The organism is Rhizobium sophoriradicis (genome assembly GCF_025200795.1).
GTDB classification, from domain to species: Bacteria; Pseudomonadota; Alphaproteobacteria; order Rhizobiales; family Rhizobiaceae; genus Rhizobium; species Rhizobium sophoriradicis.
In genome coordinates, this window is the sequence record NZ_CP104153.1 from 439,148 (window position 1) to 454,169 (window position 15,022).

Consider the following 15,022-nt stretch of genomic DNA (forward strand, 5'->3'; position numbering starts at 1 on the left):
AGCCACATGTCCCTACTAGCGTCGATATCCGACCTGCCGAAGGCAATCACCTCAAATGATGTGACCGCCACGCGAACGGGTCCGGCAAATTCTGTCCCGCCAATGGCAAACGCCACGCCGGGCGCTGCGTTCAGTAGGGGGCTAAGGCTGAATATGCCAGCTCCACTCAGGCGCAGGATACCTCGGCTCGCTACGTCATCATTATTGGTTGGCGCCGACATTGCGGGTTATCTGATAGCCTATTCTGTTCTTCTGCCGTTTCTTCCCGACGGGTCGGAGAACATGGTGCTGGAGCGTGCTTTCGCCCTCGCAGCCCTGGCAGCGATCATCCTCTATGCATCGAGCGCGCTCTATCCCGGCTATCGGCTTCATGACCACGAGCATCTGCGCCGCCGCACGACAGCGTCGGGCAAGGTCGCGGTCATCGCAGCGCTGGCGGCGATCCTTCTACCGGAAGGGACCGGAGCGCTGCTTCCCATCTTCGGGTTTCTCGGCCTCGGGTTGATCTTTCAGCCTGCCATGCATGGGGTTGCCCGTGGTCTGTCGCGGAGAGTTGGATTCTGGGGAGAGCGGGCGGTGATCATTGGTGGCCGCAATCGTATCCCCGCCCTCATGGCGCATTTCACAGACCATTGGCAGTATGGCATTCGGCCGGAACCCTGCGCCGATTTTTCGGAACTGTCACCTGATGACCGCCCATCGATTGCCTTGATCGCCGATGATATGGGCTCGCTTACCGCTGAGTTGGCGACATTGCGTAAGACCTTCGCCGAGGTCATCCTGCTCTCCGACACGCCCAACCTCAAGGTAACCGGATTGCGGCCGGCTGACATCGGCGGAGAGATCGGTGTTCGCCTGGCGAGCAGCAGGGGGGCGGCAAACTCGAATCTGGTGCGTCGCGCCCTTGATCTCGCGATCGCAATCCCCGCGGTGCTGGTGCTTATGCCCATCATTCTCATTGCTGCTGCCGCGATCTATGCCATCGATCCGGGGCCGGTCTTCTTCAGGCACGCCAGGGAAGGCTTGTTTGGCAAGCCGGTGCACGTGCTGAAGCTCAGGACGATGTACAGAGATGCGGAACAACGCCTCGAGGCGTTGTTCCGAGACAATCCGGCCGCACAAGCCGAATGGTCCACTCACTTCAAGCTTCGGGAGGACCCGCGTGTCTTGCCGGTGATCGGGCATCTCCTTCGCGCATCGAGCATCGATGAACTTCCGCAGCTCGTGAATATCATTGCAGGGGAAATGGCATTGGTCGGACCCCGTCCGTTTCCGGAGTATCACCTCTCGGCGATGGATGGCGAATTTCGCGACAAGCGGCGTTCGGTCACACCGGGGCTGACGGGCCTCTGGCAGATATCCGAACGGAGCAATGCGGATCTCGAACTCCAGCAGCAACTCGACGGGTTCTATATCGACAACCGGTCATTGTGGTTCGACTGGCACATCCTTCTCAGCACAATTCCTGCGGTCTTGAAGGGCAAGGGAGCTTGCTGACCTTTTTCTCGTCTGCGGGCAACTATCAAACAACGGAGCACATCAATGCACGGACACAAGCGAATTTTGGTTACCGGCGGCACCGGATTTCTGGGCTCATTCCTGTGCGAAAGGCTTTTGCGAGAGGGCAATGATGTCCTCTGCGTGGACAACTACTACACCGGTTCGCGCGACAATGTGCTGCATCTTCTTGACGATCCTCGCTTCGAGGTGCTCCGGCACGACATTACCTTCCCGCTTTATGTGGAAGTCGACGAGATCTACAATCTCGCCTGTCCAGCATCTCCGGTTCACTATCAGCACGACCCCGTGCAGACCGTGAAGACCAATGTACATGGGGCCATCAACATGCTTGGCTTGGCCAAGCGTACCAAGGCGAAAATCTTTCAGGCATCGACGAGCGAAGTTTATGGCGATCCCGCGGTCCACCCTCAACCTGAGGAGTATCGAGGCAGCGTTAATCCCATAGGCCCGCGCGCATGCTACGACGAAGGCAAGCGGTGCGCCGAGACGCTGTTCTTCGACTATCATCGCCAATATGGCGTGGAAATTCGGGTAGCGCGGATCTTCAATACCTACGGGCCGCGCATGCAGACCAATGACGGACGGGTCGTCTCCAACTTCATCGTTCAGGCGCTTCAAAACGAGCCGATCACCATCTTCGGCAACGGCACGCAGACGCGCTCATTTTGCTATGTAGACGATCTGATCGAGGGCTTCATCCGCCTGATGGGGACGCCGGCCGGTGTTACCGGTCCGATCAATCTCGGCAACCCAGGAGAATTCCAGGTCCGGGAACTGGCCGAAATGGTAATCGAGATGACGGGCTCGAAATCACGCATCGTTTACAATCCCTTGCCGATGGACGATCCGACGCAGCGCAAGCCCGACATTTCCCGCGCACAGCAGGACCTCGGCTGGCAACCGAAGGTGAACCTTCGTGAGGGGCTTGAGAGAACGATCGCTTACTTCGAGTGGAAGCTTTCTGGTGGATTAAAGAACAGGATTGGTGTCAACTCCTGGCAAGAGCCCTATCCACATCTGGCAGCTCCGAGCGTCGAAGTCACTGCTCCTGGAGCCATCCGATAGGGACATGAACAGCAAGGTTGATCATCGAAAACCGCGCCTCGTTTTTTTCCAATGGGACCACCAACCCAATGCGAACGCGGCCGGTTACCTGCTGCTGCACATGCAGCAGCAGGTCAAATGCCTGGCAACACATTTCGATGTCGTCGTCGTTAACCGCGACTGCGATTATGCAGAGATATGCGACAGGTACGAACCGGATCTGACGCTGTTTGAAAGCGGTTATCGGTCGCACGGCTCACGTCGGATAAAAATCACCAACACCACTACCAATATCGCGGTCCCGAAGCTTGGCCTTCATAATGCCGACCCATGGTGCGATCGGCGCGCGGGCTTCCTTTCCGATATGGAGCAATGGGGCATCGAGACCTATTTCGCGATCGCAACGATGACTCCGGAATACATGCCGGCGGTGAAGGAAAACCTGTTCGTCTGGCCAAATTTCATCGATCCCGAAGTCTACCGCGACTATGGGCAGCAAAAGGTCATCCCGGTCACCCTCACAGGTCAGGCCTACGGTCTCTATCCCTGGCGACAGGCGATTTTTCCGATCATCCGCGACCGTTATCCCTGCCTGGTCTCACCGCAACACGCCTATGAGAGCAAGCTGGCGTCCCGGCTCTTATCCGGAGAGGCCTATGCGCGCGCGCTCAACGCAAGCCTCGTCGCCCCCACATGCGGCACCATGGGCGGCGAGGTCGTGCGCAAGCATTTCGAGATCCCCGGGGCAAAGTCCTGCCTCGTGGCGGAACGAACGGCAGCGGTGGAGGCGGCTGGCTTTGTCGACATGGAGAACTGTGTTTTTGTCGACAGCAGCAACGTGGTCGAGAAACTGGATTACCTTTTTGCCCATCCCGACGAAATACGGCGGATCACCGCAGCTGGTTACGACTTGGTCCATTCGTGTCATACATTGACCCACAGGCCGCAAATATATCAGTGGTTCATGCTCAGCCAAGGCCTGCAGGTCGGCGAAAAGATCATCCAATCCGGCCCCTTCGGCAAACTTGCGAAGGTAGGGCGTACCTCAATGCAACAAAGCGTCCACATCGTGGGAGAAGCGAGCGACCGCGCTTTGCTGAAGCAGGGGGACTTGCTCCTCGAGCAAGGCAGAGTGGAGGACGCCAAGCACTGCTACGAACGCTGCCTGGACTTTGTCTCCTACCTACCCGAAGCGAAATTCCGCCTTGCCTTATGTGCATTGGAAGAGGGCGACGCCGATCGCGCCTCGGGCCTTCTGGTAGACCTCGTAAAGGTAACGATGACAGACTATGGGGCGCTCGACCCGGATCCGGTCGAATGGGCTTATTTCCTTCTCGCTTTGATCTGCAGAGGCCAGCTTAAGCAGGCGTCCAAGCTGCAACACTTTTATCCATCTCTATTTCACGACGAAATCAGGCGCGCGCACTTTGTCATCGCGCAACTCGGTGGTTCGGCTGATGCGGTTGTCCCGAGATCGGATGGCAGCGATCGGAAAAGCGTTCATCAGCTTCCCGATCGGACGGATTCCGAGTGGCTCGAATGGTTCACCGATATTCTTGAGCGGTGTCAGCGGCCTGATCTTGCAAATGGTCTTCGGCTTGCCACCCTTGGGGGCAGCGCAGCCGGCGAGAACACGAAAGCTCCACACTTCGAAGCTGATGGCGGTTTGCGCCTGCGACTCTATTCAGGCATCGATGGTCTGATGGTGAAACTGCGCCTGAACGGCTTGCGCCCGAATGTGCCGCCTCTGCCGGAGTTCCGATATTTCTGGCACCTGGCGCGGGGTCTAGTTCCTCACTCGCAGAGAGGCTCTTTGCGCAGGATTCAAATGGCGCTTTCACGGCCTCCAAGGAACATCCGTAATTAACTTGCGAAAAATGTAGGTGTGGGTAGCGACACCTGGAAGGCGCGTGGGAAAGAACTCAACTGAGCCTATGCGCCACCCGATGACAATCCATGATGTCAGATTGTCACTCGGTGGCGCATTTTCCGTGTCGCCACCGAGATGTTTAGGAAAAAATGTGCTCGCAGTGCGACGCACGATAGGGGCCTGTCTGCCGCATCAGCACAGGCTGCTTGCCGTTGAGCCGCCCGAAAGATTATTCTGAAAAAGGTCGTTGAGCTTGAACACGACTTCCGTCCTGTTGGTGGCTTTAACCTTTTTCATGATGTTGCGGACATGCACCTTGACGGTGCTTTCTCGAAGATTGAGCTCATAGGCAATGATCTTGTTCGCCTTGCCGCGCCGCAGCGCCGCTACGACTTCGGCCTGACGATCAGTGAATATCCCCGCCAGCGGCTGGGCTGGCGAGCCGCTCGACTGCAGCAAGTGGCGCATGGCAAACAGAGCGCTTGCAGGCACAAAAAGTCCCCCTGCCACCGACAGTGCGATCAGCTCCATGCAAACGCTGATGCTGACGGAGGCTGGTATGTAACCTTTGGCTCCGCAGTCGATCGCCCTGACGATCTGGGCGAAATCATCACTATCTGACAGGATGATCACGGGCGTCGAGACGAATTCGGACGAAAGGCTCTTGATCTGCTCCGAAACGGCAGGGTCGTCGACCATCTTGCCGCCGACATTCAAGAGAATTGCCGAAAGTGGGGGATATTCTTCGCGCTTCTGCTTCCACTCCTCAATCGATCCAAACGCCAGAATCTCGAAATCTGCCGTGTGGGCGGCCATGCATTGCGCGAGGCAATGCCGATCAAGTTCTCTCCTGTCGAGTATAACAAGTGAGTGCTTTGGACTTGCCGGTCGGGCAAGCGCCGCCGGGCCGTTTTCTATCTCTAGGGGAAGTGATATATTTTCCTGCCTATGGTTTATGTTTATTGTATCCAATGCCTCGTCCTCCTAGTCTTTTTTTCCACCCTGTACGCAAAGTCGAACATGAACTCCCCTCGCAAAAAGGAGAGTTTGATTAACAAAAGTGCTAATTTATTACCACAGTTCCGGGGTCGTCACACTAATTAATAGTGGTTAGGCCTGCACCTTTGTTCCATGATTGGATATCAATAGAACAACTTCTGGACCTGATCAATATATTTGTAAGCATTTTGTATAGAGAATTATGACATTACTATAGATATTCGATGAAACTCACCAAGCATATGAAATCAATTCCCCGGCATTGATGCAGGGCAGGATCGACCGTCGGCTGACAACCGTTCCAGCCGAGCGATCGCGACAGACGTCGGCGAGCCTCGTCATCCGATCCTCGTAAGCATATACGCCTTTTGGTGAATAAGGTTCCACGTATTGTTTCCTTTACTATTAGGGCGAAAACAATTCTCTTTGGAGGCAGAGAAGTATTTGCCCTGTCAAAATGAAATCTTGTGCATTCAAACGATTGTGACCGGTTTCAGCCAAATCAGGGCCTGTGGAGTAGGGGACGAACCGGATGATTGCATCGAACGTCAAGCTGGATGACAGCTGCGTTATTCACCATCGAGATCTGGTTAATCTTTACGGCTGCACGATCGGCGCGGGAACGCGGATCGGCACCTTCGTTGAAATCCAGAAAAACGTCATCGTCGGAAAAGACTGCAAGATCTCCAGCCATTCCTTCCTCTGCGAAGGCGTGACGCTGGAAGACGGCGTCTTTATCGGCCACGGGGTGATGTTCACCAATGACACTTACCCGCGAGCCGTCAACTCGGACGGCAGTCTGCAGACCGAGGCCGACTGGGTTGTCATTCCCACACTGGTTAAGCGCCATGCTTCGATCGGCAGTAACGCCACCATTCTGCCTGGGGTGACCATCGGAGAGGCCGCCCAGGTCGGCGCCGGCGCTGTCGTAACGAAGGATGTGCCTGACGGCGCCATTGTTGCCGGTGTTCCGGCCAGGATCACCGGTCACGTTCATGACCGGTCAGTAAACATGCAAGCGTTTGGAGGAATGCGATGATCGGCATTGCTGTTGTTGGATATGGATATTGGGGTCCGAACCTGGTCCGCAATATCTCCGAGGCGGGCGGGGCACAGCTTATTTCCGTCTGCGATCTCAATGTCGAACGGTTGGCGGCGGTGAAGAGCCGCTATCCAGCAGTAACGATCACCGATAATTTCGAGGAAGTCCTGCGTGATCCGAGAGTGGATGCGATCGCTATCGCGACGCCGGTCTCTACCCATTACAAGCTCGCAATGCAGGCGATGATGGCCGGAAAGCATGTCTTCGTCGAAAAGCCGATGGCATCGACGACAGAAGAAGCCTCGCGGATGGTCGAGGAAGCAGCGCGGCGACGCCTCGTGCTCGCCGTCGATCACACCTTCGTCCACACCGGCGCTGTCCGCAAAATGCGCGAGCTGGTCGAAAGTGGCCTCGGCGACATGTATTACTATGACTCGGTTCGGGTTAATCTGGGGCTGTTCCAGCATGATGTCAGCGTCATCTGGGATCTCGCGGTGCACGACCTGTCCATCCTCGACCATGTCCTGCAGGAAAGGCCGGTGGCGGTTTCCGCAACGGGGATGAGCCATGTCCTCGGCGAACCTGAGAACATCGCCTATCTGACGCTCTTCTTCGAAAGCAAGCTCATCGCCCACATCCACGTCAATTGGCTGGCGCCGGTCAAGGTGCGCCGTACGCTGATCGGCGGCAGCAACAAGATGATCGTCTATGACGATCTGGAGCCCAGCGAAAAGATCAAGGTTTACGACAAGGGCATCACCATGTGCCCCAACTCTGATGCATATGGCGAGAAGGTCCATCAGATGCTGGTCGGCTACCGCAGCGGCGACATGTGGGCGCCCAAGCTCGATATGACCGAGGCATTGAAACGCGAGCTGGATCACTTCGTCGATTGCATTGAGCAGAATACGCGGCCGATTACCGACGGCCAAGCCGGGCTGCGTGTCGTCCGCATCCTTGAAGCCGCAAGCCGGTCGCTCGCTCAGCGCGGTCGTATCATCGAGCTCGAAGAGGCGAGGCGCATTGCATGATTCCGTTCCTGGACCTCAAGGCACAGTATAATTCCATCAAGAGCGAAATCGACGCCGCGGTGCTCGGCGTCCTGGCTTCGGGGCAATACATACTGGGCGAAGAGGTCGCCCTCCTCGAGCAGGAATTTGCGGACTATTGCAACGTCAAACATGCGATCGCAGTCAACACCGGGACCAGCGCCCTGCATCTGTCGCTTCTCGCGGCTGGCGTCGGCCCCGGCGATGAAGTCATCACCGTGCCATTTACCTTCGTCGCGACCGTATCGGCGATCTGCTATGCGGGCGCACGGCCAGTATTCGTCGATGTCGAGCCGGTCACGCTGACGATGGATCCGGCTCAGCTCGAGGCAAAGATCACACCCCGCACCAAGGCCATCATTCCCGTCCATCTTTACGGGCAGATGGCCGATATGGATGCGATCCAAGCGATTGCCGACCACTACCGGATACCTGTTATCGAGGACGCCTGCCAGGCGCATGGGGCGCAATACAGAGGCGCGCGCGCCGGCAGCCTCGGCGCATCGGGCTGCTTCAGCTTCTACCCGGGTAAAAACCTCGGAGCCTGCGGCGAGGGGGGCATCGTCGTGACCAACCGCGACGACCAGGCCAAAACAATGCGCATGCTACGCGACTGGGGCCAGGAGCAGCGCTACCACCATCTGCTGAAGGGCTTCAACTACCGAATGGACGCCATTCAGGGCGCGATCCTGCGGATCAAGCTCAGGCACCTCGAGGCCTGGACCGAGGCGCGGCGCGCGCATGCAGGCCGCTACTCGTCGCTGCTTGGGCGATCGACGCATTTGACGACGCCTGTCGAGAAAGCCGGCCGGCGCCACGTCTACCACGTCTATGCAATCAGAAGCCGCGATCGCGACGAGCTTCAGCGCGTGCTGAGCGCGGAGGGCATTCAGTCCGGGCTGCACTATCCAATCCCCGTCCATCTGCAGCAGGCTCATGCCGACCTCGGTTACCAAGCCGGCGATTTCCCGGTCTCGGAAGCGGCTGCAAAAGAGGTTCTCTCGCTGCCGATTTATCCTGAGATGCCCGCGTGGCACGTCGATCAGGTGGCAGCTGCGTTGGAAGACGCCTATGTCAGCTGATCGTGCGGGCGAGATTCGGATCGTGCATGCGGTGCACGGCCGTCAAGAAAGACCGGCGGATCCGGCTTACCAGGCGGGGCTCGTCGAAGAACTCAGGCAATCTTATGGACGCGCCGGCCTGATCGAGCTCTACGGTCGCTTCGCGACGGGGGATGGTGTCGTCGACACCATGATGCGCAAAGCCATTTGGCAGGCGATAACGCGCAGCTGCGGCACGGGATTGCAGGTTGCAGGCGGCGCCGGCTTCAAACACCCGGAGACGTTCGAGATCGGCAACGGGGTGTTCATCGGGGCTCAGGCCTATATCCAGGGACGCTTCGACGGCCGATGCACGATCGGCGACAATGTCTGGATCGGACCGACGGCCTATTTCGACGCCCGCGATCTGGTGATCGAGGATTCCGTCGGGTGGGGACCTGGCGCCAAGGTGCTTGGCTCGAGCCACACGGCACTGCCGGTGGATGTCCCGATCATTCGCACGGATCTTGAAATCAGGCCGGTCCGCATCTGCGCGGAGGCCGATATAGGAACGAATGCGACCATTCTTCCCGGCGTGACGATCGGGAAGGGGGCGATCGTTGGAGCGGGAGCCGTCGTCGTCTCGGACGTTGAGCCCTTCTCGGTTGTCGCTGGGGTTCCTGCGAAATTTATTCGTTGGCGTTCGGAGAATGATCCGATGACGAACATGTCGCGTGAGGAAAGATCATGAAAAACAAACGGGTGCTCATTACCGGCGGTGCCGGTCTGATCGGTTCGCATATTGCCGATCTTGTCGCATTGGAAAAACCTCGCGAGATCATCGTCCTCGACAATTTCGTGCGCGGGCGCCGGGACAATCTCAGCTCGGCAATCGGCAGCGCGCCCCTTAACATAATCGACGGAGATATCCGCGACAGGGCACTGCTGGCGAAAGCCTTTGACGGCGTCGATATCGTCTTTCATCAGGCGGCCATCCGCATCACCCAATGCGCCGAAGAGCCACGACTGGCTTTCGAAGTCCTTGCCGAAGGCACGTTCAACGTTCTCGAAGCTGCCGTCAAAGCGGGAGTTTCGAAGGTCGTTGCCGCCTCTTCCGCCTCCGTACTGGGGCTTGCCGAAAGTTTTCCGACGACCGAAGAGCATCATCCCTACAACAACCGGACGATCTATGGCGCGGCAAAGACCTTCAACGAGGGATTGCTGCGCAGCTTCGCCGACATGTATGGCCTGCGCTATGTCGCGCTGCGTTATTTCAACGTCTACGGACCGCGAATGGACGTTTACGGCGCCTACACCGAAGTGCTGATCCGCTGGATGGAACGCCTTGCAGCCGGAATGCCGCCGCTGATCTATGGAGACGGCAGCCAGACGATGGACTTCGTCGATGCACGCGACATCGCCCGGGCAAACGTGCTGGCGGCGAAGAGCGACGTTACCGACGAGGTGTTCAACGTCGCGAGCGGCAGGGAAATAAGCCTGCTGGAACTCGCGCAGATGCTGAGCGACATCATGGGGTCCTCACTCGAGCCGCAGCACAAAGAAGCGCGCACGGTCAACGGCGTAACCCGTCGTCTTGCTGATATCAGCAAGGCCGAAAGGCTTCTGGGTTTCAAGGCGGAAATCTCGATGGAGCAGGGGCTTCGTGACCTTGTCGCGTGGTGGCAGTCGAAGACTGCTGCGGCCGGAGGCCAAGCTGCATGAGCCCGTCATTATCCACAATCCCCGTCGCCAGACCCGTCCTCGGAGAGGAAGAGGCTGAGGCCGCGCGCCGCGTTATTCTATCGGGATGGGTGACCCAAGGGCCGGAAGTCGCCGCTTTCGAGCGTGAATTTGCGGCATTTGTCGGCGCGGCACACGCCTGCGCCGTTTCCAACTGCACAACGGCGCTTCATCTCGCCTTGATGGCAGTCGGCGTCAAAGCTGGCGATGAGGTCATCACGGTCAGCCATTCGTTCATCGCCACCGCGAATGCTGTTCGATACTGCGGTGCAGTGCCGGTCTTCGTCGACATCGAGGCGGATGGCTACAATATCGACCCCCGCTTGATCGAAACGGCAATCACGCCCCGCACCAAGGCAATCCTGTGCGTGCATCAGCTCGGCATGCCTTGCGATCTCCGTTCGATTGTGGACATCGCCAAGAAATATTCGATACCGGTTATCGAGGATGCTGCCTGTGCGACGGGAAGCGAAATCCTGTGGGAAGGCGGTTGGGAAAAGATTGGCAAACCGCATGGCGATATTGCCTGCTTCTCCTTCCATCCCCGAAAGGTAGTCACCACGGGTGATGGCGGTATGCTGACGACGGCGAACCCGGAATATGACCGAAAATTCCGGCTGTGGCGCCAGCATGGTATGAGCGTCACCGACGCAGTCCGCCACGGCTCTAAGCAGGTGATCTTTGAGGACTATGATGAGCTGGGCTACAACTACCGGATGACCGACCTCCAGGCCGCGGTGGGACGAGTGCAGTTGCGGCGGCTGCCGGAGCTGATTGCGCAGCGGAGACAGCTTGCCTCGCAGTATTGCGAGGGGCTGTCCACGATCCAAGGTCTGTCGATTCCCACCGAGCCGCACTGGGCTCGAAGCAACTGGCAAAGCTTCTGCGTGAGACTGTCTGATGAAATCGACCAGCGGGCCGTCATGCAAGCGCTGCTCGATCAAGGAATATCGACGCGACGCGGTGTGATGAACATTCATCTGGAGGGAGCCTATTCCGGCCAAAACTCCCATCGCGCGGCCACCAGCCTGACGCGAAGCGTTTCGGCGCAGCAGCAAACCATCATCCTGCCGCTTTACGCCCAGATGACGGAGGTCGATATCGAAAGAGTCATCGAGGCATTACGCCAGGCCGTCGCCGACGCCGGGCGCGTCGTCCGTCAGCCCGAGCAGGACGTCGTCCCGGCCTGAAGCGAATGCCTGCCCGCGGCGGAATACCACATCAGAAAAGCGCGCATTGTCCAATGCGCGCTTTTTCTCATGCGGATTTCGTGATCCATCCTCTGACGATTGCGGGCATCGACTCCGGTGGTAGCAGCTCCACCAGCATGCGTAGCGAGTAAAGCCCGGTCACGACAACGGCGACGCAGCCGATCACCGTCGCCGACCATGCCGGCAGGAGCAAAAAGGCCGATACGACCAATCCCGATGCAGGCAGGAACAGAAGCGCGTGCCTGCGATTGGCGCGCGACCAGCGAAAACCGGTAAGCCGACGCACGATCACGTAAATCAGGATGCTGTGCCAGACGTAGAGGCCGAAGAACGCCGTGCCGGCTCCTTTCGTACCGAACTTTGACACGAAGAGCCACGCCAGCCCCACATGCACCAGCGTTGCTGCGACCTCCGTCCAGAAGAAGATCGTCTGCGCATCCTTCGCCAGCACGATGAAGCCCATCGGCCAGGCGACGATCCTGAGCATCATTCCAAGGCAGATCCAGCGCAGAAGCTCCACGGCTCCATGAAACTCGGCCGAATAGAACAAGCTCATGACGAGCGGCGCCAAGGTCAGGGTGGCGATCAGGCCGGGGCCTGCCAGCAGCATGCTGATTTCCGCCTGCTCATTGACCAGCCGGTTGCACTCGGCATTGTTGTCCGCGGTTGCGGTTAAGCGCGGATAGAAATCCGTTCCCATCGCCTGAAGGATGAAACCGGCATACAGCCCCCCGAGCGCCCAGGCTGCCTGATACAATCCAGCCGCTACGATGCCGCCTTCATTCAGCACGATAAGACGGATGGCATAGGCCGCGCCGAAGGTCAGGAGTCCGCTTGCCATGAAAGCGACGCCGAGCCTGAACAGAGCTTTGGCTTCCGGGCCAAACTGGTGCGCCGACATTGGCGGTGGGCGCGTGGATATTTGTTTGCTGTACCACCAGGTGGGAAGGACTGACACGGCCGCGATCGCCACGAGAGAGGGTACGATCGCCTGCTCGCCGAACAGATAGATCAGCGGGATGCTGATCATCGTGCCGAAGAGCCCCGAAAGCACGTTGATGCGGGCAAGATTTGCAATGCCCCGCAAGCCCTGGATCAACGCAGCCTGCCCGGCAGACACGATCCGAAAGAATACCGCCAGGGACAGCAGCACGATGCCGCCGGCATGCTGGTAGTCACCGAAGGTGAAATTCGACACCGGAAAGGCCAGCGCAGCAAGTAAAAGCCCGCCAAGCAACCCGAGCACCAGCGAGATGCGCCTGAGCGCTGTCGCCGACCGCGCGATCTTCTCTTCGTCGCCGGCGCCCGCCGCCTCGGCTACTCGGCGCACACCGCTGCTGCTCACGCCCAGACCAGCTATCGCTTGGGCGATATCGAGGATTGCCGTGTAAAGGCCGAGAAGCCCCACGCCTTCAGGGCCGAGCAGAACGGCGAGCGCCTTGTTGCGAACGATGCTCAGGGCGACATTTACCAGCGAGGAACCACCCATCAGCATCGTCGACTTGAGGATTTGGGTATAAGTCTGGCCGCTGGGTGGGATCATGCGCAAAGTCATCATTCAACCCTTGTCGCTCGGGTCAGGCCGGTCCCCATCAAGCGCCATTCCTTCCAGACAGGCGGCCTTGGCGCCTTGGCCGCGCTCAAACGTCCGCTACAGCTGAATGAGAATAGGTGCTCGTCGAGGGTCACTGGCCGGCTCGATCTGCGAGCGCGGGGGCTTCTGATGATCGGCTCGAATTGGTCTGAAGCGAACTGTCCAAAATGCGAGGCTGAACGACCCTCACGACATCGCCCGGCGCCAGCGTCGTCGTTTCCGAGGCTTGGAACTGGTCGATTTGTCCTCCGTTCCGACGGGTCACGCTGAAGGTAAGCGGAAGGTCCTCGGCGAGGCTTTCAATGCCGTCATTGCTTCCAAGGTCTTCGACGAGCAACTTCTGCGTTGTGTCGCGCTTCATCTTCATTTGATCGAGACTTGCCCGTTCGGACTGTGCTTCGATCGCCACTTCGCTCCGGCGTGCGTCGTAAAGTCCCTCGAGGTTCCGTGTCGTCTCGCTGATTGCCTGGCGGCCCCGCATGACGGCGGTGACAAGGTCGAGCTTGTCGGAGCGGTAAGTCGTCAGCAACCGTTCCAGATCCAATTGCCTCGACGAGACCGTCAGGCCCTTCTGAACTAGCGACTTGACGCTGAGCAACTGGTCCTCGACGGATTTGATATTGTCGTCTGCGCCCGTCAGTTTCTCTTCCAACGTCGATATCTCAGTGGTCAAAAGATCGCGCAATTCGGTGAATGCTCTTGCCTGCCTCTCCAGCGCATTGGCGCGAGCCCTAAAGATAATCCTTTCCTCATTGTATATCCCGTCGGCAAATTGCTGATCGGCGCCGGTCGCCTGATCGAAGGTAATCTCCTGCGCTCCATCTATCTCCGCCTGGAGCCGCGCCAATCTCGCGGTGCTGCGCAAGATCGAGTGATTGATTTCGCGCAATTCTCCTACGAGTTGGGTCGAATGCGTTTTCTCCTGATCTTTGGCGCGACGCGGCCCGCCGCTCATCGCCAGGGATTGGAGGACGGTCAGTCCGGGGCGGAAGCTATACTGCCCCGGGGTTGTTACGTGGCCCACGACGTAGATCGGCGGGTATTCGAGAAGTTCGATGGTCACGGCAGGTGCCTGGGCCAGGCCCATCTTTGCCTGAAGGCGCTTGCCGATCTCCTTGGTAAGACCCTCATTGTCCAGATTGCCGACCGCCAGCGACCCTAGGAAGGGCAGGGAGACGATACCTGCATCGGAAACCGTATATTCGCCGCCGATCCCATCCCATCGTTCAAACTGGCCTTTGGAGGCTATCCATTGAACGACCGTCAAGCGGATCTTCGTTTGTGGCGCCAAGCTACCGGCGAGAGCTGGCGGTACGGCTCCGGCGACAAAAACGAGTGCACTGATGACGGACATCGCGCGGAGGAACACGCGAGGGGCGCGGTGTGGTAGATTCATGTACATGTCTCGCCTGCAAAACATTCTTACACGGACGCTGATACAATACGTTTGAACGCTGCTTGAACACCGGACGCCAAGTCCGAGGCTACATCACCAGTGTGCAGTCTGGCGAAGCCTTGAGGAAGGTGGAGGTCGTTTGTTTTGCCATATCAATATTGATGAGGTGGGAGGTACTTCCGCCTAAATCGAGTAGAAACATATATCTTCGGCGCGACGCGAAGGTATTGACCGGGGAAAATCAACAGGTTCTGCACGCGGGAATAGGCGCGCTCGCTTGGACGGACCGCAACCCTGCGCCAGAGGCTTTCTGGTCGGATCGTCGATTTTCCCGGATGACAAACGGCCTAGCCATCGCTGCGGCTTCGAAACTCGCGCGGGAGGGCGAATTGTCGCCCTCGTGCATCGCATTTAGCGCGTCCGCGACGCAACACGGCCCGTTTGCCCAAAGGATGCCGCCTGTAGAGCGAAAGGCGTAGGATATACCCTGGTGTTTTTCGACTACAATTCAGGGGG

At 58.3% G+C, this 15,022-nt stretch carries 12 protein-coding genes; 9 read left to right on the forward strand and 3 right to left on the reverse strand.

Annotated features, from left to right (window positions below; genetic code table 11):
* Nucleotides 1–6 precede the first annotated feature (6 nt).
* Genes N2597_RS24090 through N2597_RS24100 form a run of 3 tightly spaced genes read left to right on the forward strand, consistent with a single transcriptional unit; the run spans nucleotide 7 to nucleotide 4,432 of the window.
* The gene (locus tag N2597_RS24090) at nucleotides 7–1,497 is read left to right on the forward strand and encodes a sugar transferase (RefSeq protein ID WP_183595842.1); all 1,491 of its coding nucleotides are present in this window, start codon (nucleotides 7–9) and stop codon (nucleotides 1,495–1,497) included.
* A gap of 45 nt (nucleotides 1,498–1,542) precedes the next feature.
* Entirely contained in the window at nucleotides 1,543–2,586 is a 1,044-nt protein-coding gene (locus N2597_RS24095) for a UDP-glucuronic acid decarboxylase family protein (RefSeq protein WP_040112881.1), read from the forward strand.
* Nucleotides 2,587–2,590: 4 nt separating this feature from the next.
* A complete protein-coding gene (locus tag N2597_RS24100) occupies nucleotides 2,591–4,432 on the forward strand; it encodes a glycosyltransferase family protein (protein ID WP_183595844.1) in 1,842 nt (613 codons plus the stop codon).
* A gap of 195 nt (nucleotides 4,433–4,627) precedes the next feature.
* On the opposite strand, the gene N2597_RS24105 is transcribed toward N2597_RS24100, so the two are convergent.
* Nucleotides 4,628–5,407, reverse strand: a complete 780-nt coding sequence (locus tag N2597_RS24105) for a response regulator transcription factor (RefSeq protein WP_040112883.1) — start codon at nucleotides 5,405–5,407, stop codon at nucleotides 4,628–4,630.
* 559 nt (nucleotides 5,408–5,966) lie between these two features.
* On the opposite strand from N2597_RS24105, the gene N2597_RS24110 reads away from it, so the two are divergent.
* From N2597_RS24110 to N2597_RS24135, 6 genes are read left to right on the forward strand one after another with little or no spacing between them, the layout of a single operon-like run.
* A complete protein-coding gene (locus tag N2597_RS24110; protein WP_096763311.1) occupies nucleotides 5,967–6,473 on the forward strand; it encodes an acyltransferase in 507 nt (168 codons plus the stop codon).
* Nucleotides 6,470–7,507: a Gfo/Idh/MocA family protein gene (locus N2597_RS24115; RefSeq protein ID WP_040112885.1), complete on the forward strand. Its 1,038-nt coding sequence runs from the start codon at nucleotides 6,470–6,472 to the stop codon at nucleotides 7,505–7,507. The genes N2597_RS24110 and N2597_RS24115 overlap by 4 nt, the downstream gene beginning before the upstream one ends.
* The gene (locus N2597_RS24120; protein WP_106796941.1) at nucleotides 7,504–8,607 is read left to right on the forward strand and encodes a DegT/DnrJ/EryC1/StrS family aminotransferase; all 1,104 of its coding nucleotides are present in this window, start codon (nucleotides 7,504–7,506) and stop codon (nucleotides 8,605–8,607) included. The genes N2597_RS24115 and N2597_RS24120 overlap by 4 nt, the downstream gene beginning before the upstream one ends.
* On the forward strand, nucleotides 8,597–9,316 hold the full coding sequence (locus N2597_RS24125; protein ID WP_077993451.1) for an acyltransferase: 720 nt from the start codon (nucleotides 8,597–8,599) through the stop codon (nucleotides 9,314–9,316). Before N2597_RS24120 ends, N2597_RS24125 begins: the two co-directional genes overlap by 11 nt.
* Complete coding sequence (locus tag N2597_RS24130) at nucleotides 9,313–10,287, forward strand: NAD-dependent epimerase/dehydratase family protein (protein ID WP_096763314.1); 975 nt, start codon at nucleotides 9,313–9,315, stop codon at nucleotides 10,285–10,287. Before N2597_RS24125 ends, N2597_RS24130 begins: the two co-directional genes overlap by 4 nt.
* Nucleotides 10,284–11,495, forward strand: coding sequence for a DegT/DnrJ/EryC1/StrS family aminotransferase (locus N2597_RS24135; RefSeq protein ID WP_106796943.1), 1,212 nt, complete (start codon nucleotides 10,284–10,286; stop codon nucleotides 11,493–11,495). The genes N2597_RS24130 and N2597_RS24135 overlap by 4 nt, the downstream gene beginning before the upstream one ends.
* Nucleotides 11,496–11,562: 67 nt before the next feature.
* Here N2597_RS24135 and N2597_RS24140 read toward each other — a convergent pair whose 3' ends face one another.
* Both N2597_RS24140 and N2597_RS24145 read right to left on the reverse strand, forming a co-directional pair.
* Nucleotides 11,563–13,071, reverse strand: a complete 1,509-nt coding sequence (locus tag N2597_RS24140; protein WP_183596240.1) for an O-antigen translocase — start codon at nucleotides 13,069–13,071, stop codon at nucleotides 11,563–11,565.
* Nucleotides 13,072–13,201: 130 nt separating this feature from the next.
* Nucleotides 13,202–14,512: a polysaccharide biosynthesis/export family protein gene (locus N2597_RS24145; protein WP_183595846.1), complete on the reverse strand. Its 1,311-nt coding sequence runs from the start codon at nucleotides 14,510–14,512 to the stop codon at nucleotides 13,202–13,204.
* Nucleotides 14,513–15,022 lie beyond the last annotated feature (510 nt).